The following is a 22047-nucleotide window of genomic DNA, read 5'->3' as shown; positions in this document are numbered from 1 at the left end:
GGTCTGGGTTCAGGCGGTGGCCGCCGGGGAATCGATCAACTGGGCGAGCGTATTCACCACATCGCCCACCGTCCTCACCGACTTGAATTGTTCCGGTTTCAGGGGCCGGTCCAACATCGGTTTCAGTCTGACAAGCAGGTCAACCGCGTCGATGCTGTCGATATCGAGATCGTCGTAGAGGCGGGCTTCGAGCGTGATCCGCTCGGGCGCGATCTCGAACATCTGTTCGAGCACCGCCACCACGCGTGCAAGGATGTCGTCGTGCGTCATGGTTTGCTCCGCATTCCCCCGTCGAAAATGTTGATATAAATACACTTGCAGGTGCCCGATCGGCCGTTCAACTGCCCGACTTGTCCCGTTGCGCCTGCACAAACGCCGCCAGCGTGGCCACGTTGGCAAACCTGGCGCGCATCTCTTCCTTGTCGCCCTTCATCGTGATGCCGTACTTCTTCTGGAGCGCCAGCCCCAGTTCGAGCGCATCGATGGAATCGAGCCCCAGGCCTTCGACAAACAACGGCGCCTCGGCATCGATGTCGTCCGGCTTGATGTCTTCGAGAGACAGCGACGCGATGATGAGTTCCTTGATTTCCTGTTCAAGCGCCTTCACGGCGGATCTCCCTCGTAAAAAATTCGGATAGCGACCGCGTCAGGCGCCTGACTGCCTGCACGACCTCGGTATCGCCCGGCATCCACGGCGCCACGCTGAAATCGGGATGGACATCGATCTCGTAGCGCGGCCGCCGCGATGGTACGCGATACCACTTCTCTCCTTTTGTCAGCGTAGGCGGTTCGCAGCGAATCACCACCGGCGTCAGGTCAAAGCCACCCCGCACCGCCACGTTGGCCGCGCCGCGCTGCAGCAGCAGCGGCTCGCCCGGGCGCGTACGCGTGCCCTCCGGAAAAATGATCAGGTTGCTGCCCGCCTTCAGTGACGCGATGCAGTCTTCCACCAGCGACATGCCGCCGGCATCGTTTCGAATCCATCCGGCTGCCGCTACCGTGCCGCGCGTGAACGGGTTGCGGGCCAGTGCTGCCTTGACCACGCAATCGGCCCCGCGCGTGAGCGCCATCAGGAACACGATATCGATCAGCGAAGGGTGATTGGCAACGATCAGCAGCCCGCCGCGGCGCAGCCGTTCGCCGTTGCGCACCTGGTACTGGATCACGCCGAGCGCCCGCATCAGCCAGAGAAAAAAGCGCAGTGCATGGTGGATGACGTCGCGGCAAACCCGGCGATGGGTGGCGGGCGACCACGGCATCAGCGCCAGCAGCGGAAACACCACCAGTCGCACCAGCAAGCCGCCGATGCCGAAGACGCCAAAGCAAAGTGCCGTGGCCAGCACCCGCCAGCCACGCTCGATGTGGTCAGCCATGTCGCTGCCACCTCCATGCGGCGTGCTCGCCACGATGCGTGAGCGTCTGGTCGTCGGACAGCACGAAGCGAAGCACGTCGAGGCCATGGGGCAGCAGCGCGTCGCCCGGGGGCGTCGATGACAGGCTGCCTGGATCGACGATTTCGAGGCTGAAGGCCGCATGGCCCCCTTCCGGCTTGCCGACGCGCCAGGCCCAGCCAAACAGGCACTGCGGCTCGTCGGCGAAGTCGAGGTACGGTTGGGGAAGCGGCGCGTCGTAGCAGACCACCAGCACCTCGGGAGCGCCGTCGGCCAGCATGCCGCACGCCTCGACCAGCGCGTTCTCCACGGTGTCGCGGCCAGCCGCGATGGCCTGCATGTTGGACGGATCGTGACGGTCGATGGAAAACAGCGCGCCGATGGCGTTGTGAACGGAAAGCCCGAACGCTGTTGGCGACAGGGGCTGCGTGGCCGCCAGTTCGTTCAGCATTTCGAAGGCACGGTGGGAATCGCCATGGCGCGATGCAAATACGGCCGGCAAGGCATCAGGCGCGCCCTCGCCTGCGGCGAGGCCATAGGCGGGAAGCAATGCGGCGCGGCCGGTCAGGTTGACGCGACGGCGCAGCATCGGCGCCATCGCCGCAAGAGGTGGCAGATCGGTCCCTTCCGGCAGCCACGGCGCACGGCTCCACGCTCGCCAGTCCGAGGCGGCCTGCAATGCCGGCGCACAGGCAGCCCATGCGCGAATGTCGAATTGAAGTGCCATGCCGTGCGCGTGGGGAGAAAGTGATCTGGTCTGCTGTCAGCCTGGGATATCTGGTCGGCGACGCATTCTCCCACGCCGCTCCCAGGGCTGGCTGTGCCAGAACGTAACTGGAGCGCAAAATTGTAACAGGGCAGATGCGGCACTCTGCCGGATCTGCCCTGTCGTATGCGCCGCCAGTGGGCGCATGGCATTGGAGGGGGTCAGCGAGGCGCTGGCAGGATCGTTCCGCTCACTTCGCCAAAGCCCACGCGGTAGCCATCGCCCTGGCACCAGCCCGTCATCACCACGGTGTCGCCGTCTTCCAGGAAGCCGCGCGTGGAGCCGCCGGCCAGCGTCACGCGCTCGGCGCCGTTACGCGTGGTTTCCAGCAGGCTGCCGAACGAATCGAGCGTGGTGCCGCTGATCGTGCCCGAGCCCATCAGGTCGCCCACACGTACGTTGCAGCCGGACACCGTGTGGTGGGCCAGTTGCTGTGCCATGGTCCAGTACATCGCCTTGAAGTTGGTGCGGCACACTGTGGTGGCCGTCGCCGCGCCCTGCGGCTGGATGGCGACCTCCAGGCCGATGTCGTAGGCATTGCGCGCCGGTTGGCGCAGGTACTCCAGCGGCTCGGGCGACTGTTCGGGATTGTCGCTACGGAACGGATCGAGGGCGTCCATCGTCACCACCCAGGGCGAGATCGACGTACCGAAGCCCTTGCTGTTGAACGGACCCAGCGGCACGTATTCCCATTGCTGGATGTCGCGCGCGCTCCAGTCGTTCAGGATCACCATGCCGAACATGTGCGCGGGTGCGTCGGCGGTGCTGACCGGCTCGCCCAGGTTCGACGGCTGGCCGACGATGAAGGCCATTTCCAGTTCGTAATCGAGCTTGCGGCACGGGCTGAACACCGGGCGCGCTTCGTCCGGCAGCTTGATCTGGCCGTTGGGGCGGCGCAGCGGCGTGCCGCTGACCACCACCGAGCTGGCCCGGCCGTTGTAGCCGATCGGAATTTCCAGCCAGTTCGGCAGCAACGCGTTGGCCGGGTCGCGGAACATGCGGCCGACATTGGTGGCGTGCTCGCGCGACGAATAGAAATCCGTGTAACCGGGGATATTTACCGGCAGGTGCAGCGTAGCCGACGACATCGGCACCAGCGCCTTGTCGCGCAGCGCGGCGTTGCCGGCCAGCGTCTTGTCATCGGCGGACAGCAGCTGCGTCAGGCGGGCGCGGGTCTCCGTCCACACCGGTTTGCCCAGCGCAATGAAGCCGTTCAGCGTGGCGGCGGCAAACGTGCCCTTGGCCGCGGCGGGCAGCAGGCCGGCATCGTCCAGCACGGACAGGTCCAGCACCTGGTCGCCAATCGCCACGCCCACGCGCGGCGCGCCGTTGCCAGTTGAAAAGATGCCGTACGGCAGGTTCTGCAGCGGGAAATGGGTCTGGCCGTCGTTGGCCGAGTCGACCCAGCTGGTCTTAGGGGCGGTCATTGTCGTGAAACTCCGGAAATCAGCGCACGTTCGGATTGAAATGCTTCTTCAGGCCCTGCCAGCACGTGTAGTAGTCGTGCTGCAGCAGCGCTGATTCGGCGGCGTGTCGGGTGGGTCGGATCACGCCCGGCGTTTCGAACATGAAGGCCATGGTGTCCGTGATGTGGTGCGGCGTGCCGGTGTCGGACGCCGAGGCACGTTCGAAGGTCTCGGCGTCTGGGCCATGCCCGCTCATGCAATTGTGCAGGCTGGCGCCGCCCGGCGCGAATCCTTCGGCCTTGGCGTCGTAGACGCCGGCAATCAGGCCCATGAACTCGCTGGCGATATTGCGATGGAACCAGGGCGGGCGGAACGTATCTTGCGCCGCCAGCCAGCGCGGGCCAAAGATCACGAAATCGATGGTATCCACGCCCGGCGTGTCGGACGGCGACTGCAGCACCAGGAAGATCGATGGATCGGGATGATCGAAGCTGATCGAACCAATCGTGTTGAAGTGTCGCAGGTCGTACTTGTACGGCGCGTAGTTGCCATGCCACGCCACCACGTCCAGCGGCGAGTGGTCGATCTCGGCCCGCCAGAGGTTGCCCTGGAAACGTGCCACCAGTTCGAATTTGCCTTCGCGATCTTCGTAGCTGGCCACCGGCGTCAAGAAGTCTCGCGGATTGGCCAGACCGTTGGAACCGATCACGCCCAGGTCCGGCAGCTTGAACAGCGCGCCGAAGTTCTCGCAGATATAGCCGCGCGCCTCGCCATCCGGCAGTTCCACACGGAAGCGAACGCCTCGCGGAATGACCACGATTTCCTGCGGCTCGACGGCCAGGCGGCCCATTTCGGTGCTGATCAGCAATCGGCCCTGCTGCGGCACGATCAGCATCTCGCCGTCGGCGTTATAGAAGAAGCGATCCTGCATCGACTGGTTGGCCAGATACAGGTGGATGCCGCAGCCGGTCTGCGCATCGGGGCCGCCATTGCCCGCCATGGTGACAATGCCGTCCACGAAATCGGTGGGCACCGTCGGCATGGGCGGCGGGCTCCAGCGCAACTGGTTTGGCGACGGCGGCACTTCGTCGAACCGGCTCATCCAGCGGTCCTGCTCGATCCGCGTGAACGGCTTGTGCATGGCCGCCGGGCGAATCCGGTACAGCCAGGAACGACGGTTGTGCGCACGCGGCGCGGTGAACGCCGTGCCGGAAAGCTGTTCGGCATACAGGCCATAGGGCGCGCGCTGCGGCGAATTGCGGCCAACTGGCAATGCGCCGGGCAGCGCCTCGGTGGCGAACTCGTTGGCGAAGCCGGACATGTACTCGGCCGTCACCGTGTCCTGCTCGGGCAATTGTGTTTGCGTCATGAAGTCTTCCTCTCACACCTTCGCCAGCTCGGACGCCGGCATGTTCTCGTGGTGTTGTCATGGATATGGCGCGAAGGCCGCATCCTTCCATCAACAAGCTAAAATTACGTTTAGTAAAATTGATTTACCAGATCGTAATCTCAGCAGGAAACGATGTCAAACCACAATTACGATAGGCGACGGCCGGCGAACACGGTCGCGCCAAGGCGAGCAGCCGGGCAGCGAATGAGACGCGCGAACGAAAGCAGGAGAAAAAACGGGAAAGAAGTGAAGTGCACGCGCGAACGCGCGCGCTGCAGGGCGTGCAGCAGACAGTCACGGCGCGCGGGGGGACGGCCGTGATGAAACGGCAGCGCACAGGCGTCAGCCTGCAGACACTGTGATCGAATTCGTGACAGGACTGGACGATTGTCCTGTCCTGTCACGAATCCAGTGGGATCAGACGGGCTTGTGGCCCTCTCCCGATGCAGGCCCCGAACCGAATCCGCCGGTCGACGGCGCGGATGCGGGCTGGGCTGCGGGTGCGGCGGGCTGGCCAGCCATCGAGGCGGCCGTCACGCCGCCGTTGCGGCTGGCAATGAACGCGTTTACATCGGCGGCAAGATGTTGCGGTGCCAGCACCACTTCAAGCCCCAGCGCCTCGCAGGCCGCCAGGAAAGTGGACATACGCGGATCGGCCTGACCCGATTCGGCACGCAAATATGCCTCACGGGAAATCCCGGCCTTACGGGCGACGTCCTCCTGCTTGAGCTTGCGCGCTCGACGCAACGCCCGCAGTTGCCGGAACGGTTCGCTAGCGCCTCTTGGCACGGCTGTACTGTTCATGTCGGTCTCCAGTCACCAGTGAAAAAAAAGTGCGCGGACGTGCATTCGAGTATAGAGCACGTAAAGCATTCCGTAAGGTCTGTTGTGGAACACTTTTACAGATTTCTTATGATGGCTTGATCTCTGCCGCAAGACTCTCATCCAAACGGCGGATAAAGCACAGCATCCTGCTGCCGCCAACACATAACGGTAGTGCACGCTTTGCGTTGACGTCACATCAGTATCGTCCATGTGTGGCACAAGGCAAGTTGACAAACCGACCGGTCGTGCTATTCTCAAGCCCATGCAAAAAGGACAGCTCACGCGCACTGCGATCATCGAACAAGCCCTGGAGTCGGCGACACAGGTCGGCTTCGAGCAGTTGTCGCTCGCCACGCTGGCCGCCGACACCAATATGTCGAAAAGCGGGCTCTACGCTCACTTCAAGTCAAAGGAAGCGTTGCAGGAGGCGGTGCTCGCACGTGCGATGGAGCGTTTCTCCGAAATCGTCGTGCAGCCGGCCATGCGCGAGAAGCGCGGCATCACCAGGCTGGAAAAGCTGTTCGACGGATATCTGACGTGGATTGCCGGCGCCGTGATCGAAGGCGGTTGCGTGTTCATGGCACTGTCGCAGGAGTACCGCAATCGTCCTGGCGTCATCCGTGACGGGCTGGTGCAGGCGTTCAAGGACTGGCACAGCACCATCGTGCGTGTCATCACCGACGCCGCCGATGAAGGCGACCTGCGCGCCGATACCAATCCACGCCAGTTCGCGTTCGAAATGGTGGGCATCGGGATGTCGTTTCAATCGTCGTCCCGGCTGATGGCACGCGGCGATGCGGAAGTCATGGCACGACGCGCGTTTGCCCGGCTCGTCAATGACGTGAAGGAGAATCGCGCCAGCGAGGCTACCGGTACAGACTGATCGGGCCGGGTTGCCGCAGCGTTGCACCCACCGATCGCCAGGCAGCGTCGCGTGATACAGACGGCATTCTTGCCGTATTTTCTTGCACAGAAAATAGCACGACTGGTCGGTCGTAAAGCATAAAAAAGATAAGGCCAATGGGGTCTTGTCATCGGCCAGGTCGGTATTTGATCCGTTGGAGGAGTTCGTCGTGCCGCAAGTGCTGTCATCCACATCGCAAACCGCCGCCGCTACGGAATCGCGCGGCACCCTCCCCCACGGCCCGCGTGGCGTGTCCGATGCACTTGCGGCCGGCGTGATGGCATGGCGCAGGCTGCGCTGGCAGGCGGGCAGCCTGCTGTTTCCGGCAGCAACGGCCACGGCGCTGGAGCGGCTGTGGTTCAGCCCGCCGCGCGGCAAGACCAGTCCAGAGGGCCGTCGGCTTCTGGATACCGCGCGCACCGAGTGGGCACTCGTGACCGGCCAGGGCGCCAGCCGCCGCGTGCGAGTGTATCGCTGGGGTAGCAAGGGACCCGTCGTGCTGCTGGCCCACGGCTGGGGTGGCAATGCCGGCCAGTGGCATACGGTGGTCACCGGCCTGCTGTCCGCCGGCATGCGCGTGGTGGCATTCGACGCGCTGTCGCACGGGGCATCCGATGCCGGCGCCCGTGGCCAGCAGCAGACCTCGATCCTGGAGATGGCCCGCTCGCTGCTTGCCGTGGCATGGCACGTGGGACCGGTGCATGCCGTAGTGGCGCATTCGCTGGGTGGCGCAGCGGCAGCCCAGGCTATTCGCGAAGGATTGCCCGCACGCGGCGTGGCCATGATCGGCGCGCCGGCAGACATGTACGACGCCTGCTCGTCACTGGCATGGCAACTGGGTATCGCGCCGCATGTGCTGGACCGCATGCAGCAACGCAGCGAGCAATGGCTGGGCGCGAGCTGGGCCACGTTCAATGTGCCCGATGTTGGCCGCACGCGACCCGTGCCGCCGCTGCTGGTGATCCATGACCGCAACGACCGCGAGGTTCGCTGGGAAGATGGCGCGGCCATCGCAGGCGCCTGGCCCGATTCGCGCCTGGTGACCACCGAGGGCCTGGGTCATCGGCGCATCCTGCGCGATCCCGATGTGGCTGCGCACGTGACGCGCTTTGTCTGCGGATTGGCGGCCGCCCCCGCCGCGCCACGAATCGTGTCCAGAACGCCCGCGCCGCAATAAGGCGGCAGGAAAACAAAAAGCCCGCTTACAGCGGGCTTTTTGTCGAGCGGGTCAGACTCAGGTCAGGTCGTCCGGTACTGCCCGATATCCCATCGGCGCCGTAGTGTTGTCCTGGACGTATTTTCTGGCATGGGCCTCGCGCATCGGCTTGAGCACGAAGATGGCCAGCAGCGCGGACACCGCAGCCATGCCGGAGGCCAGCATGAACACCGCATACCAGTCGCCCGTAGCCGCCGTGATCACGCTGGAGAACGGCACCAGCAACGCGGCCGTACCCTTGGCCGTGTAGAGCATGCCGGCGTTGGTCGCTGCGAACTTCGGCCCGAAGGTATCGCCGCAGGTTGCCGGGAACAGGCTGTAGATTTCGCCCCAGGCAAAGAACACGATACCGGTCAGCACCACGAACGCGACCGGGTTATGGCCGTATCGTGCCAGCAGCAGAATACCGACGGCTTCCACGGCGAACGCCAGGAACATGGTGTTCTCGCGACCGATGTTATCGGACACCCAGCCGAAGAACGGGCGCGTCAGGCCGTTGAGCACGCGGTCGATGGTCAGCGCGAACGTCAGTGCCGGAAGGGTCAGGCCCCAGATCGACACAGGCGAATCGTGCAGGCCAAAGTCCTTGGCGATCGGACCCAGCTGCGCGGTGGCCATCAGGCCACCCGCCGCCATCATCACGAACATCGCGTACATGACCCAGAAGATCGGCGACGACAGCACCTGGCGCGGCGACGCGTTATAGGTGGCGGTAGCCTTGAGCGCGGACTTCACGTCCGCCAGGATCTTGGCCGACGGCGGCAGCAGCAGCACGCCCAGGATCATGACGATGATGCCCTGCCCCAGACCGAAGTACAGGAACGTTGCCTCATAGCCGCTGGACTTGATCATGTTGGCGATCGGCACCACGGTGGCTGCCGAGCCTGCGCCAAACCCCGCGGCGGTCAACCCGGCCGCCAGGCCCCGGCGATTCGGGAACCACTTGAGCGCATTACCCACGCAGGTGCCGTACACCGCGCCGGCACCTACGCCACCAATTGCCGCGGCCACGTAGAGCATCGGCAGCGTCGAGGCCACCGAATTCAGCGCCCAGGCCACCGCGCACAGCAGGCCGCCACCCACCACTACCGGGCGCGGGCCGTACTTGTCGACGAGATAACCTTCGATCGGCACCAGCCAAGTTTCAGTAACCACGAAGATGGTGAATGCCACCTGGATGGCCGTGCGGCCCCAGTTGTACTTCTCGTCGATGGGATTGACGAAGAGGGTCCAGCCGTACTGCATGTTGGCGATCATTGCCATACAGATCACGCCAAACACAAGTTGCATCCACGGCGATGCATACCAGGACGCCTGCGCGCGTGCGCTTTGCTGAATTTCCATGGTGTCTCCTTCTGACGGGTGGGCCCGCCGTTGTGGAATGGGCATCTGCATTGGATGCCAGTGGTGTGTGTTGCCTTGTTATTCCGACTTTTTGCTTTTGTACTTTTCTGCTTTTTTGCTTTTATGTGTCGAACGGCTTAGCCGTCCTAGTGCTATACAGTATGTGGTATATCAACCAAGTCAAGTCGATTCGGCGCGCTGCCTGACTTATCAGGCAGACATTCGAAAGCATGCAGTCGAGTGAAGCGTGCGACTGGTGCAGTGGGGGCATGAAAACCCTCCTTTCACACGGCCTTCATTCCTTTCAAATCAAGAGCTTGGCCATGGATCGCGCATCAATGGAAATTGCTGCGGCGCATGTCGCGGATAAACCCGCCGTAGGGAAAATACCGACCCGCTTTCGATGCCTGAATCAGAAATGAAGCGACTGAATTCGCAAGCATTCAGTCACAGAGCGAATGAAAGAAACCAGCGCAACGGATAGGACAAAAAGGGAAAAAGGCAGAAAGACAGGGAATCAGATCGTCCCGGGAGGCCTCGGGAGACGCATGCCAGACTGCGTCGCGGGACCTTAGGTCGACGGGCGCAGAGGCACGGGAGAACTGCTGGGGAAAGCAGAAGAAAACGGCCGCTGAGGACTGCGGGCAATACGTACTGCGGGAGTTGCCGGCCGCTACAACATCCCATTCACTTCAGTACAACCAAACTTCAACCAAACTGCGGGTACTACGGGTACTGCGGGCACTACGAAAAACCGTTGCCTCTATCAGGCGTGCATGAAGCGCGGTTGCAGGATCATGTCCGATGCCGAGCTGCCGATGCCGGTGGACTCGTCCGACGAACCCAGGCCAGCGAAACGGCCGTGTTCCTGGGCGGTGGTCAGCAGACCCATCGGCAGGAAGGTGGCCAGCACATAAGTCACGGTGACGCCAAGCGAAACAACACCGAGGGCGAGGATGGTAAGCAGGGTAGCGTTCATGAAAACTCCTAAGTCGTAAGGATCAAGGTGGATTCATTATATGCTGCACTGCGAGGTCTGTAAATATTTGGTATGTGGTATATCAGTGGAGGCTTGGCTCTAAAAACAACAACGCACCCCATGGGGTGCGTTGTTAGTCTCAAAATCCGACGAATCGCCGTCGAAAGTGGGCTTTCCGGGCTAAAAGATGCACGATGCGCCGCAAAAAATATTTTTGCAGCGCGGTACGTGAATCCCGTTCATCGCCCTACCCTACTTTCTTCAACAGGGCCTGGTCGTATTCCTGCGCGCGCAGGTTGTCCCACACGGCAGCGGCGTTCGGCTTGAGCGAGCGTGACTTGCGTCGAACCAGCATGACATTGGATGTCACCTGCGGCCGCAACGGTCGCAGGACAGCGGCGGGAGCCATGCCGCTGGCCTGCGCACGCGACGGCACCACGCCGATGCCCAGCCCCATCGCCACCATCCCGAAGATGGCGGCGAAATGCCCGAGCAACTGCAAGGAGCCGGGCCGCACGTGATACGTCGAGAGCGCCCGTTCGACTGCGGGCTGGACGCCGGAGTTCTGATCCAGGGCCAGCACCGAGGCGTCGGCCAGCTCTCCCCATCCCAGCGAATCCCGCGCCGCCAGCGGATGGTCCGCGGGCAGCACCGCCTGCAGCGGGTCCGCGCAAAGCGGCTCGCAATACAGGTCGTCGCAAGGCCCCGGATTGCTGGCGATGCCGAAGTCCACCTCGCCGCTACGCACGCTCTGCAAGACACTCTCGTGCGAACGGTCGCGCAGCGTGATGCCGATGCCGGGCCACGCCTTGCGGCAACCCGCCACCCACATCGGCAACGACATCGAGGACAGCACCGGGTCGGTCGCGATCTGCACCGTTCCCTGCGACGGCTTGCCGGTGCCATGGCTTTCCCGCAGCGTCTGCTCGACTTCCTCGATCAGATGGCAGATGCGTTGCGACAGCGTTTCACCGGCATCGGTCAGCTCCACCTGTCGCGTGGTGCGATCGAACAGGCGCTGGTCAATTTCTTCTTCTAGCTCTCGCACACTACGGCTGATCGCCGATTGCGTGAGGCCCAGTTCCGCCGCGGCGCGCGTAAAGCTTTTCTGGCGCGCCACTGCGGCAAAGGCCTTCAACTGAGGAAGCGAAACATTCATGGTGCCGCTCCTTCCTTGCTGGGACTGCTGTTGTCGTGGGCAAGGGGCCCTGCTATTCACCCTTGCCGGTTGAGAAACCCGCCATGTACGTAGCGGTGTCACTGACGGGCACTGCCGAGGCATGGCCCGTGATAAAGCGCCTGCGCATCGGCTGCAGCACGAACTTCGCCGATATCCCTGCCGCCACTGTCATCACGGCGGCCACTGCGAACACCAGGTTCCATCCGCCCGAGTGCGACAGGATCGACGCCACCGGCACCAGCAGCGCAGCCGTGCCCTTGGCGGTGTAGAGCGTGCCGGCATTGGCTGCGGCAAACTTGCTACCGAAGGTATCGGCACACAGCGCCGGGAAGATCGAGAAGATCTCGCCCCAGAACAGGAACGTGAGTGCGGCGAAGAACATGAACCAGTACGGGTTGTGTCCCATCTCCAGCAGGCCGATCAACGACAGACCTTCGCCGATGAAGATCAGGAACATGGTGTTCTCGCGGCCGATACGGTCCGAGACAAACCCGCACAGCGGCCGGGTCAGCCCGTTGCAGAGGTTGTCGATGGACAGCGTCATCGTCAGCAGCGGCAGCGTGAAGCCAAGCATCGTCACCGGCATCGAGGCAAAGCCGAAGTCCTTGGCGATCGGGCCCAGTTGCGCGGTGGCCATGATGCCGCCCGCTGCCACGGCAACGAACGATACGTAGATCACCCAGAACACCGGCGTGCGCACCATCTGCCCCGGCGTGAATTCCACCGGGTTGGTCAGGATTTTCTTGTTGGCGATGGCGCCCTTCGGCGGCTGCGGCTTCACCAGCAGCAAGGCCATGGCCAGGATCAGCACGCCCTGCAGGATGCCGAACGTGAAGAACGCATGCTCATAACCCGAGGTCTGGATCATGTTGGCGATCGGAATCACCGTCAGTGCGGAGCCAGCGCCAAAGCCCGCGGCCGTCAGGCCGGCGGCCAGGCCGCGCTTGTCCGGGAACCACTTGAGCGCATTGCCCACGCAGGTGCCATACACGCCACCCGCGCCGATGCCGGCGATCACGGCTGCTGTATAGAGCATCGGCAGCGACGTGGCATAGGAATTCAGGACCCACGCCAGCCCGGCGCAGATCGCACCGCCGGCCACCACGGGGCGCGGCCCGAACTTGTCGACGAGCCAGCCTTCCAGCGGCACGAGCCAGGTTTCAGTGACGATAAAAATAGAAAAGGCGACCTGGATTGCAGAGTCGCCCCAATGATGCTTCGCGTTCATGGGTCCTACGAACAACGTCCAGCCATACTGGAGGTTGGCCACAAGTCCCATACAGATCACGCCGATAAACAGCTGAAACCAGCGGTTGCGGAGCAACCCGCCGTTGGAATTGCCCATGGCGGGGCCTGCCGCATCGAATTGCGCCATGTCGTGTCTCCTTGCATTAGTGTCGTGCGCGCTCTGCGGCGCGCGTGGTGGGCTGGCCTGTGGGGGACGCCCGTTTTGCACTACTGAATGAGCGCGCCTGACATTGCGGCACGTAATTCGTGGATTGATGCTACTTCAAACTTAGATCAGCACAGCATAAAGTTTTTTATTATGATCATTGACGATCCTTTATAGATTGCAGGATACGGTGCAATGAAAAATGCCACGCTGCGTCAGTTGAAAGTGTTCGAAACGGTGGCCCGCCACCTGAGTTTTTCGCGTGCTGCGGAAGAGCTCCACCTCACGCAACCCGCTGTTTCTACACAGGTTCGGCAGCTCGAACTGCATGTGGGACTGCCGCTTTTCGAGCAGCTCGGCAAGCGCATCTACCTGACGCCAGCGGGCACCGAGATGCTTCACTATAGCCGCAGCATCATTCAGCAATTCCGCGAAGCGGAAGACGCAATGGCGCAGCTTAAGGGTATCTCCGGGGGTCGCCTCAACGTGGCCGTGATCAGCGCGGGCGACTACTTCTTCCCCCGCCTGCTGGCCGAATTCATGAATCGGCATGATTCGGTCACGCTGAACCTTGCAGTGCACAATCGCGAGGAACTGCTGCACCAGCTGGCCGGCAACCTGACCGACCTCGCCGTCATGGTCCGCCCGCCCGAGGCCATGGACACCATTGCCGAGTCGTTCGCGCCCCACCCCTACGTCATCGTTGCCGCACCCAACCATCCGATGGTGGGCCAGCGCCAGATTCCGCTGGCCGGCCTGGCAGAGGAAGCGTTCGTGTCGCGCGAAAAAGGCTCGGACACGTGGAACTCGATGCAGGAAGGTTTCGCGGGACGGCTCTCCAACCTGCGCATCGCGATGGAGATCAAGAGCACCGAAACCATCAAGCAGGCGGTGATCGCCAACATGGGCATCGCCTTCCTGTCCGCGCACACCGTCGGCCTGGAACTGCAGACCGGCAAGCTCGCGGTGCTCGATATCGAAGGCTTTCCGGTGATGCTGAACTGGTACGTGGTCCACCGCAAGAACAAGCGCCTGCCACCCGTGGCATTGGCGTTCAAGCAGTTCCTGATGGAAGAAGGTCATACCTTGATCGAACAGATCACCGGCGTGGAAGGACTGATCCGGCCCCAGCAGGCCCAGTCATTCCATGCATAAGCGATGACTTATGATTTTGCCTTGAAACTTTAATTATCGTAAATCGTTCGCGCTGTCTAAGCTCCTGACATCACACGCCGAGACGTGTGCAACCCTCAGGAGACGATCATGAACCACCTCCAGTCAGACGCGCCCGCCACCGCCGCAATGTCGGCGGCCGTCAGCGAGATGCGCCACCCTGATCGTGAGATCCATCTGGCCGCCTACAATGCCGCCTTCACCGAACTTGGCCTGCGTTTCCGCTGGGACGCGCCGATGTTCGAGTGGCTCTGCGGCATCGAGTGCGAGAAAACGCGCGTCACGCGCTATATCGAGCAGTACCACGCCCACCTGCTGAACGCGTACGACGCGCCGTTCCTCAGCCAACTGATCTTCGACAAGAAGAACGAGTACCTGCGCGGCGTGGCAGGGGCCGGAGCGAACTGAGTTTCCGGCGTCCGCCTGGCGACAAGGGCCCCGTCACGGGGCCCTTTGTCTTTTCTGGCGCTACACTGCCCCGGCCGCCTTCAGCGCAGCGATCTGCGCCGGCGTGCGGCCCAGCCATTCCAGAACCTCATCGGTGTGCTCACCCAGCAGCGGCGAGCGCTCGATCTCCACGGGCGATGCCGAAAGCGTGATCGGACTGCCCAGCTGCACGTACTTGCCGCGCTGCGGATGGTCCAGCTCCACCAGGTAGCCGCGCTCGTACAGCGACGCATCCTCGATCAGGTCCTTCATCGACAGGATCGGGCCGCATGGCACGTCCACGTCGTTCAGCGCCGCCATGACCTCGAACTTGCTCTTGCTCCTGGTCCATTTCTCGATCACGCCGAAGCATTCGCCCAGGATCTTCAGGCGCGCTTCCGGCGTGGAGAAATCGGGATGCGTGATCAGGTCCTCGCGGCCGCACAGGCGCATCAGCGGTTCCCAGCCCTGGGGCTGGATGATGACGTAGACGTAGTCGTTGGCCCCGCCCGGCGAGCATCGCAGCGCGGCGCCAGGCTGGCCCCCGCCAGACGCATTGCCGGCACGCGGCACGAAGTCGCCGAACTCGGGATTCGGATACTCCTTGAGCGCGCCAGCCGCCAGGCGCTGCTGGTCGCGCAGCTTCACGCGGCACAGGTTCAGCACGGCATCCTGCATGGCCACTTCCACGCGCTGGCCACGTCCGCTGGTCTGACGCTGGATCAGCGCGGCCAGGATGCCCACCACGCAATGCACGCCGGTACCCGAATCGCCAATCTGCGCGCCGGTCACGGTCGGTTCCCCATCGTCGGTGCCCGTGGTGCTGGCGGAGCCGCCCATGCACTGGGCCACGTTCTCGTACGCCTTGCAGTCCACGTACGGGCCGGGACCAAAGCCTTTGATCGACGCATAGATCATGCGTGGGTTCAGTTCCTGCACGCGGGGCCAATCGAACCCGGCCCGATCCAGCACGCCGGGGCCGAAGTTCTCGACCAGCACGTCGCATTGCCGGATCAGGTCTTCCAGCACGGCCTTGCCATCGGGCGACTTCATATTGACCGTCACGCTGCGTTTGTTCGAGTTCAGCATCGTGAAGTAGAGGCTGTCCGCGTTGGGTACATCGCGCAGCTGGCCGCGCGTGATGTCACCCCGGCCCGGCATTTCCACCTTGATCACATCGGCGCCCAGCCAGGCCATCAGTTGCGTGGCCGACGGACCGGCCTGCACGTGGGTCATGTCCAGGATGCGCACCCCTTCCAGAGCCTTGGTTTCCATGCCGTTATCGTCTCCTTGTTTCACAGGAATCACTGTCGGGCGCCGCTGGCGATGCGCCGACCTTGTTTAACACGGTATGTGATATATCAAGTCACAACAAGAAGAAAATCAACTGAATGCCGACTTTCCATCCTGCGTCGCAACAAGGCTTTCGTGCCAACCTGGCGTTATCCCACAAGAAACCGGGCTAAGAAGCCATTGCGATCAATCGCGCCGCATTGATGCGGGAACCTCATCGACGACCTCGTGCCCATCTCTCGCGTAGGCATTTCCACGCATTTTTGGCTAAATTCTGTTGATATATTACATACCATATTTTAGTCTTCGTAAAACAAGACAGGCAACTGCCCTGCGCTACCCGACGCTTTCAAGCGAGGAGACACGTGAACATTCACGAATATCAGGCCAAGGAGTTGCTCAGGCGCTATGACGTGCCCGTGCCGCAAGGCTGCGTGGCCTTTACGCCGGACGAGGCTGCCCATGCCGCCCGCAAGCTGGGCGGCGCGGTCTGGGTGGTGAAATCGCAGATCCACGCAGGCGGCCGTGGTGCCGGCGTGCGCGTGGTGAAGTCAATCGATGACGTGCACGCCAGCGCGGCGCAGATGCTGGGCACGACCCTGGTCACCCGGCAGACCGGCGCGGCTGGCCGCGTGGTGCGGCGCCTCTATATCGAGAAAGGTTGCGATATCGCCCGCGAACTGTACCTGGGCATCGCGATCGATCCCGCTACGTCGCGCGTCACGATCATGGCGTCCGCCGAGGGCGGCATGGCCATCGAGGAGGCCGCCGCACGTGCGCCCGAAACAATCCTGAAGATGGCAATCGATCCGGTCAGCGGCATCCAGCCGTTTCATGCGCGCCGGCTGGCATTTGGCATGGGGCTGTCGGGCAAGCAGGTGGGCGCGGCCACGCGTTTCATCCTGTCGGCCTACCGCGCATTTACCGAGCTAGACGCGTCGATCGTTGAGATCAATCCGCTGGTGGTCACCGGCTGCGGCAACCTGATGGCGCTCGACGCCAGGCTCAGCTTCGACGACAACGCCCTCTTCCGCCACCCTGAAATCGAGGCCCTGCGCGACGAGGGCGAGGAAGACCCCACCGAGACCGAGGCCGCTCGGCACGCCCTGCACTGCTTGCGCCTGGGCGGCAACATCGGCTGCATGGTGAATGGCGCGGGCCTGGCGATGGCCACCATGGACATCCTCAGGCTGCATGGCGGCGAGCCGGCCAACATCCTCGGCCTGGCGGGCGACGGCGCCACCAACGACGTTTCAGCCGCTTTCCGGCTGATGCTGGCCGACCCCAAGGTCGAAGGCATCCTGGTGAACGTCTTCGGCGGCCTCACACGCTGCGACGAGATCGCCGAAGGCGTGGTCGCAGCCGCGCATGCAACCGGCCTGACCGTCCCGCTGGTGGTGCGGCTCGCCGGCACGAATGCGGACCTGGGCCGGCAGATCCTGCGCGATTCGGGCCTGCCGATCCTGTCCGCCAGCCATCTGGCCGATGCGGCCGAGAAAGTGGTGGGCGCCGTGCGTGCCACGCAGAAGAACGGAGGCAAGTGACATGGCCGTGCTGATCGACCAGAACACCCGCGTGGTCTGCCAGGGCTTCACCGGCGCACAAGGCACGTTCCATTCGGAACAGGCACTGGCCTATGGCACGAAGCTGGTGGGCGGTGTCACGCCCGGCAAAGGCGGGGCGTCGCACCTGGGGCTGCCTGTCTTCGATACGGTGGCCGAAGCGGTCGATGCCACCGGTGCCGAGGCATCGGTCATCTATGTGCCGGCGCCATTTGCCGCCGACGCCATCATGGAAGCCGCCGATGCCGGCATTGCGCTGATCGTCTGCATCACCGAAGGCATTCCCGTCATGGACATGGTGCGGGTCAAGCGGGCGCTGTCGGGCTCCGGCACGCGCCTGGTCGGCCCGAATTGCTCCGGGGTCATCGCGCCGGGGCGGTGCAAGATCGGCATCATGCCGGACCACATCCATAGCCCGGGCAAGATCGGCGTGGTGTCGCGCTCGGGTACGTTGGCCTATGAGGCCGTGGCGCAGACCACGGCGGCCGGACTGGGGCAATCAACCTGCATCGGCATTGGTGGCGACGCGCTGAGCGGCACCAGCTTCATCGACTGCCTGGAGATGTTCCTGGCCGACGACCAGACCGAAGGCATCATCATGATCGGCGAGACTGGCGGATCGGCGGAGGAAGATGCGGCCCGCTTCCTGCGCGATGCGCGCACGCGCAAACCCAAACCAGTAGTGGGCTTGATCGCGGGCACCACGGCCCCGCAGGGGTGTCACAGGGGCCATGCTGGCGCGATCCTCCTGGGTGCCGCAGGCACGGCGGACGCGAAGATCGATGCCATGCGCGAAGCCGGCATCCATATGGCTGCCTCGCCGGCGGCGCTCGGCAAGACCATGGCCGCCGCGATGCGGTAGCCCGCGCACCCGAAACCAGCGCGCGGGTGCGAAGCTTCAGGCGGCGCCGGCCGCAGCGCCCGCTTTCGCTTCCAGCTCCGTGATGCGCTTGCGCAGCGCCCGCTCTTCCTGAAAGCGCACGGTCTCGTCGCGGATCACCGCCACGATGCCGGTGATCTCGCCGCCGTCGCCATGCAGCAGCGCCACGGTGAAAGCAATCGACATCGGATCGCCCTTCTTGTTGATCGCCGGCACCTTGAGCAGGTCATGGCCATAGCGGGTCTGGCCCGTCGCCATGGTCTTGTCGTAGCCCTCCCAGTGCCGCGCGCGCAGCCGCTCGGGAATGATCAGGTCCAGCGACTTGCCAAGGGCTTCTTCCTGGGTGTAGCCGAACATGTACTCCGCAGCCGGGTTCCACAACGTGATCGCACCGTCGGGGCCGGAGATGATGACGGCGTCGCCGATGGCTGACACCAGTTGTTCAAAGTCGATCGCTGCCTGCATGGTCTTTTTCCTTTGTGGGGAATAGGGGGTGGCTTTCTTCGTCGCCCGGTGTCCGGGGTGTCATTGTGGCACTGTCCGCCCTGCCCGTCCGTCAGGTTGACGTCCAAGCAAAAAAGCGCCGGGGCGCGTGGTACATCCAGTCCACGCATTCCCCGGCGCTCCAGTCTGGCCCATTGTCACCATGGTGGGCACTGGCAGTGTTGTTGTTGTCCCGCTCAGATCACGTTGGCGTCACGCAGGCTCGCGATTTCCTCGGCACCGTAGCCCAGGCCGGCCAGCACTTCGTCGCTGTGCTCGCCCAGCAGCGGCGAACCGGTGATTTCGGGCTTCATGTCCGAGAACTTGATCGGGCTGCCCACGGTCAGGTACGTGCCACGTTCCTTGTGCGGGACTTCCACGATCGAGCCGCTCTTGCGCAGCGATTCATCAGCCGCGATTTCCTTCATCGACAGCACCGGCGAGCAAGGAATATCGAACTTGCGCAGGATATCCACTGCTTCGTACTTGGTCTTGTCGGCGAGCCACTCTTCGATCGTCTTGAAGATCTCGAAGATGTGCGGCTGACGGGCCTTGGCCGTGTTGTAGTTGGGATCGTCGATCCACTCTTCGCGGCCCAGTGCCTTGCAGATCGGCTCCCAGGCATGGCCCTGCACCGTGAAGTAGATGTAGGCGTTCGGATCGGTCTCCCAGCCCTTGCACTTCAGCACCCAGCCCGGCTGGCCGCCACCGCCGGCGTTGCCGCCACGGGGCACCACGTCGCTGAACGTGCCATGCGGGTACTGCGGATACTCTTCCAGGTAGCCCTGGCGGTCCAGGCGCTGCTGGTCGCGCAGCTTCACGCGGCACAGGTTCAGCACGGCGTCCTGCATCGACACGGCCACCTTCTGGCCCTGGCCGGTCTGCTGGCGACCGATGATCGCGGTCAGGATGCCGATGGCCAGGTGCATGCCGGTGTTCGTGTCGCCCAGGGCAGCGGCGGACACGGTCGGCGGGCCGTCCCAGAAACCGGTGGTCGACGCGGCGCCGCCGGCGCACTGTGCCACGTTCTCGTACACCTTCAGGTCTTCATAGTGGTGGCCATCGCTGAAGCCCTTGACCGATGCCACGATCATCTTCGGGTTCAGTTCCTTGATGCGGGCCCACGAGAAGCCCATGCGGTCCAGCGCACCCGGGCCAAAGTTTTCCACCAGCACGTCCGATTCACGGATCAGCTGCTCCAGGATCTTCTTGCCTTCCGGCTTCTTGGTATCCAGCGTCAGCGAGCGCTTGTTGCTGTTCAGCATGGTGAAGTACAGCGCATCGGCGTCGGGAATGTCACGCAGCTGCGTGCGGGTGACGTCGCCGGAGCCCGGACGTTCCACCTTGATGACGTCCGCGCCAAACCACGCGAGAAGCTGGGTGCAGGCGGGGCCGGCCTGTACGTGCGTGAAGTCGATGATCTTGATGCCATTGAGTGGGAGGTTCACTTTCGCTCTCCTATTGGAATAGAGGGTGAAACTTGGGTGGAATACGAATACTTGCTAGCGGTTACTTGCTGGCCGAGCTTTGCGGATTCAGGTTGGTCAGGCGGCCGCTTTCGGTACCGGCTGCCGGGTCGATGACGGCGTTGACCAGCGTCGGCTTGCCAGAGCGCAGCGCCTCGTTCACGGCGGCTTCGAGTTCCTCCGGCGTAGTGACGTTGTGACCAACGCCGCCGAATGCTTCCATCATCTTGTCGTAGCGAGCGCCCTTGACGAACATCGTCACCGCCGGGTCGTTGCCGCCGGTCGGGTTCACGTCGATGCCCTTGTAGACGCCGTTGTTGTTGAAGATGACCACGCAGATCGGCAGGTTGTAGCGGCAGATCGTTTCCACCTCCATGCCCGAGAAACCGAACGCACTGTCACCGCACAGCGCCAGCACCGGCTTGTTGGTTTCCACCGCCGCGGCCACCGCGTAGCCCATGCCCACGCCCATCACGCCCCAGGTGCCCACGTCCAGGCGCTTGCGTGGCTCGTACATGTCGATCACGGCACGGGCGTAGTCCAGCGTGTTGGCGCCTTCGTTGACGAACGAGATGTCCGGATTGGCCTTGACCACGTCCTTCAGCGCGCGCAGTGCGCTGTGGAAGTTCATCGGCGATACGTCCTTGGCCAGCGTCTCGGCCATCTTCGCCAGGTTCTTTTCCTTTTTCTCTTCCACCGCGCCCAGCCAGTCAGCGCCCGGCTTGGTGAAGTCGTTGCCGACCTTGTCGAGCAGTGCCGCTACGCACGAGCCGATGTCGCCTACTACCGGCGCGGCGATGGCCACGTTGCTGTCCATTTCGGTCGGCGAGATGTCGATCTGGATGAACTGCTTCGGCTTGCCCCAGGTCTTGCCCTTGCCGTGCGACAGCAGCCAGTTCAGGCGCGCGCCCACCAGCATCACCACGTCGGCTTCCGCCAGCACGTACGACCGCGCGGCCGAGGCCGATTGCGGATGCGTATCGGGAATCAGGCCCTTGGCCATCGACATCGGCAGGTACGGAATGCCGGTCTTCTCGACCAGCGCGCGGATATCGGCATCGGCACGTGCGTATGCGGCGCCCTTGCCCAGCAGGATCAGCGGACGCTTGGCGCCCTTCAGCAGTGCCACGGCGCGGTCGATCGAGTCCGGTGCCGGCAGTTGGCGCGGAGCCGGATCCACTACCTTGATCAGCGACTTGCGGCCCTTCTCGGCTTCCATCGACTGGGCCAGCAGCTTGGCCGGCAGGTCCAGGTACACACCGCCCGGACGGCCCGACACGGCGGCGCGGATGGCACGTGCCACTGCCACACCGATGTCTTCGGCGTGCAGCACGCGGAAGGCAGCCTTGGCGTGCGGACGGGCGATGGCCAGTTGGTCCATCTCTTCGTAGTCACCCTGCTGCAGGTCGACGATCTCGCGCTCGCTGGAGCCGCTGATCAGGATCATCGGGAAGCAGTTGGTGGTGGCATTGGCCAGCGCCGTCAGCCCGTTCAGGAAGCCGGGAGCGGAAACGGTCAGGCAAACGCCCGGCTTCTGCGTCAGGAAGCCGGCAATCGCCGCGGCGTTACCTGCATTCTGCTCATGGCGAAAACTGATGACGCGCATGCCGTTGGCCTGTGCCAGTCGGGCCAGGTCCGTGACCGGAATGCCGGGCAGGCCGTAGATGTTTTCGATGCCGTTCAGCTTCAGTGCGTCGATGACCAGATGAAAACCATCGGTTTGTGCCTGTTGTTCTTCGGCGGCGTGACGCTGCACCTCATTTCCGACTTCTGCCATGGTTGCTTCCTTCTATACAAATTGACGGGAATGGAAAAACTTCTGCTTCAGGATGTCTTCAGCGGTTGCTCGCGTCCCGCCTGGCTACTTCGGCCTTCACGATGTCTCCTCCTTGACGATTCGCTGCAGGTAGCGATCTTTTGTGTGGATACGGTATGTGATATATCAACGATGAGCAAGGACTTCGGCAAAC

The 22047-nt window shown here is 63.2% G+C and carries 22 protein-coding genes; 7 read left to right on the top strand and 15 right to left on the bottom strand.

Features of this window, described 5'->3' with window-relative positions; genetic code table 11:
- Window positions 1–9: 9 nt before the first annotated feature.
- The 7 genes from MFF62_RS12830 to MFF62_RS12800 form a co-directional block, all read right to left on the bottom strand.
- On the bottom strand, window positions 10–270 hold the full coding sequence (locus tag MFF62_RS12830) for an acyl carrier protein (RefSeq protein ID WP_238263493.1): 261 nt from the start codon (window positions 268–270) through the stop codon (window positions 10–12).
- A gap of 67 nt (window positions 271–337) precedes the next feature.
- Window positions 338–607, bottom strand: a complete 270-nt coding sequence (locus tag MFF62_RS12825) for a phosphopantetheine-binding protein (protein WP_238263492.1) — start codon at window positions 605–607, stop codon at window positions 338–340.
- Window positions 594–1373 (bottom strand): lysophospholipid acyltransferase family protein, encoded by a 780-nt coding sequence (locus MFF62_RS12820; protein WP_238263491.1) that lies wholly within the window; start codon window positions 1371–1373, stop codon window positions 594–596. Before MFF62_RS12820 ends, MFF62_RS12825 begins: the two co-directional genes overlap by 14 nt.
- Window positions 1366–2118: a beta-ketoacyl synthase chain length factor gene (locus MFF62_RS12815; protein ID WP_238263490.1), complete on the bottom strand. Its 753-nt coding sequence runs from the start codon at window positions 2116–2118 to the stop codon at window positions 1366–1368. Before MFF62_RS12815 ends, MFF62_RS12820 begins: the two co-directional genes overlap by 8 nt.
- Window positions 2119–2318: 200 nt before the next feature.
- Window positions 2319–3584, bottom strand: a complete 1266-nt coding sequence (gene fahA / locus MFF62_RS12810; RefSeq protein WP_238263489.1) for a fumarylacetoacetase — start codon at window positions 3582–3584, stop codon at window positions 2319–2321.
- 19 nt (window positions 3585–3603) lie between these two features.
- The gene (gene hmgA, locus MFF62_RS12805) at window positions 3604–4932 is read right to left on the bottom strand and encodes a homogentisate 1,2-dioxygenase (protein ID WP_238263488.1); all 1329 of its coding nucleotides are present in this window, start codon (window positions 4930–4932) and stop codon (window positions 3604–3606) included.
- Between the two features lie 438 nt (window positions 4933–5370).
- Window positions 5371–5757: a helix-turn-helix domain-containing protein gene (locus tag MFF62_RS12800; RefSeq protein ID WP_238263487.1), complete on the bottom strand. Its 387-nt coding sequence runs from the start codon at window positions 5755–5757 to the stop codon at window positions 5371–5373.
- A gap of 283 nt (window positions 5758–6040) precedes the next feature.
- Between MFF62_RS12800 and MFF62_RS12795 the strand changes: the two genes are divergently transcribed.
- Both MFF62_RS12795 and MFF62_RS12790 read left to right on the top strand, forming a co-directional pair.
- Entirely contained in the window at window positions 6041–6661 is a 621-nt protein-coding gene (locus MFF62_RS12795) for a TetR/AcrR family transcriptional regulator (protein ID WP_238263486.1), read from the top strand.
- Window positions 6662–6959: 298 nt separating this feature from the next.
- Entirely contained in the window at window positions 6960–7859 is a 900-nt protein-coding gene (locus MFF62_RS12790; RefSeq protein WP_238263575.1) for an alpha/beta fold hydrolase, read from the top strand.
- A gap of 57 nt (window positions 7860–7916) precedes the next feature.
- On the opposite strand, the gene oxlT (MFF62_RS12785) is transcribed toward MFF62_RS12790, so the two are convergent.
- Window positions 7917–9242: an oxalate/formate MFS antiporter gene (gene oxlT / locus MFF62_RS12785; protein ID WP_238263485.1), complete on the bottom strand. Its 1326-nt coding sequence runs from the start codon at window positions 9240–9242 to the stop codon at window positions 7917–7919.
- 269 nt (window positions 9243–9511) lie between these two features.
- Between oxlT (MFF62_RS12785) and MFF62_RS12780 the strand changes: the two genes are divergently transcribed.
- The gene (locus tag MFF62_RS12780) at window positions 9512–9664 is read left to right on the top strand and encodes a hypothetical protein (RefSeq protein WP_238263484.1); all 153 of its coding nucleotides are present in this window, start codon (window positions 9512–9514) and stop codon (window positions 9662–9664) included.
- Between the two features lie 344 nt (window positions 9665–10008).
- On the opposite strand, the gene MFF62_RS12775 is transcribed toward MFF62_RS12780, so the two are convergent.
- The 3 genes from MFF62_RS12775 to oxlT (MFF62_RS12765) all read right to left on the bottom strand — a co-directional run bounded on the left by MFF62_RS12775 (window position 10009) and on the right by oxlT (MFF62_RS12765) (window position 12776).
- On the bottom strand, window positions 10009–10221 hold the full coding sequence (locus tag MFF62_RS12775; RefSeq protein WP_238263483.1) for a hypothetical protein: 213 nt from the start codon (window positions 10219–10221) through the stop codon (window positions 10009–10011).
- A 247-nt stretch (window positions 10222–10468) separates the two neighbouring features.
- Window positions 10469–11380: a LysR family transcriptional regulator gene (locus MFF62_RS12770; protein WP_238263482.1), complete on the bottom strand. Its 912-nt coding sequence runs from the start codon at window positions 11378–11380 to the stop codon at window positions 10469–10471.
- Between the two features lie 52 nt (window positions 11381–11432).
- Window positions 11433–12776, bottom strand: a complete 1344-nt coding sequence (gene oxlT, locus MFF62_RS12765) for an oxalate/formate MFS antiporter (protein ID WP_238263481.1) — start codon at window positions 12774–12776, stop codon at window positions 11433–11435.
- A 213-nt stretch (window positions 12777–12989) separates the two neighbouring features.
- On the opposite strand from oxlT (MFF62_RS12765), the gene MFF62_RS12760 reads away from it, so the two are divergent.
- Together MFF62_RS12760 and MFF62_RS12755 are read left to right on the top strand one after the other, a co-directional pair.
- Complete coding sequence (locus MFF62_RS12760; RefSeq protein WP_238263480.1) at window positions 12990–13949, top strand: LysR family transcriptional regulator; 960 nt, start codon at window positions 12990–12992, stop codon at window positions 13947–13949.
- Window positions 13950–14057: 108 nt separating this feature from the next.
- Window positions 14058–14375, top strand: a complete 318-nt coding sequence (locus tag MFF62_RS12755; protein WP_238263479.1) for a LysR family transcriptional regulator — start codon at window positions 14058–14060, stop codon at window positions 14373–14375.
- Window positions 14376–14435: 60 nt separating this feature from the next.
- Here the strand turns inward: MFF62_RS12755 and frc (MFF62_RS12750) are convergent, their stop codons facing one another.
- Entirely contained in the window at window positions 14436–15668 is a 1233-nt protein-coding gene (gene frc, locus MFF62_RS12750; RefSeq protein ID WP_238263478.1) for a formyl-CoA transferase, read from the bottom strand.
- Between the two features lie 383 nt (window positions 15669–16051).
- Between frc (MFF62_RS12750) and sucC the strand changes: the two genes are divergently transcribed.
- Window positions 16052–17230, top strand: coding sequence for an ADP-forming succinate--CoA ligase subunit beta (sucC, locus tag MFF62_RS12745; protein ID WP_238263477.1), 1179 nt, complete (start codon window positions 16052–16054; stop codon window positions 17228–17230).
- A 1-nt stretch (window position 17231) separates the two neighbouring features.
- Window positions 17232–18110 carry a succinate--CoA ligase subunit alpha gene (gene sucD / locus MFF62_RS12740; protein WP_238263476.1) on the top strand — a complete coding sequence of 293 codons (879 nt, stop codon included), beginning with the start codon at window positions 17232–17234 and terminating at the stop codon, window positions 18108–18110.
- A 36-nt stretch (window positions 18111–18146) separates the two neighbouring features.
- Here sucD and MFF62_RS12735 read toward each other — a convergent pair whose 3' ends face one another.
- The 3 genes from MFF62_RS12735 to oxc all read right to left on the bottom strand — a co-directional run bounded on the left by MFF62_RS12735 (window position 18147) and on the right by oxc (window position 21854).
- Complete coding sequence (locus MFF62_RS12735) at window positions 18147–18593, bottom strand: PAS domain-containing protein (protein WP_238263475.1); 447 nt, start codon at window positions 18591–18593, stop codon at window positions 18147–18149.
- A 215-nt stretch (window positions 18594–18808) separates the two neighbouring features.
- Complete coding sequence (gene frc, locus MFF62_RS12730; RefSeq protein WP_238263474.1) at window positions 18809–20059, bottom strand: formyl-CoA transferase; 1251 nt, start codon at window positions 20057–20059, stop codon at window positions 18809–18811.
- Between the two features lie 61 nt (window positions 20060–20120).
- Window positions 20121–21854 (bottom strand): oxalyl-CoA decarboxylase, encoded by a 1734-nt coding sequence (gene oxc / locus MFF62_RS12725; RefSeq protein ID WP_238263473.1) that lies wholly within the window; start codon window positions 21852–21854, stop codon window positions 20121–20123.
- Window positions 21855–22047 lie beyond the last annotated feature (193 nt).

It is taken from the genome of Cupriavidus pauculus (genome assembly GCF_022179805.1).
Lineage (GTDB): Bacteria > Pseudomonadota > Gammaproteobacteria > Burkholderiales > Burkholderiaceae > Cupriavidus > Cupriavidus pauculus_E.
The sequence above is the reverse complement of the archived record's forward strand: the minus strand, read 5'-3'. Positions and strand labels throughout refer to the sequence as shown.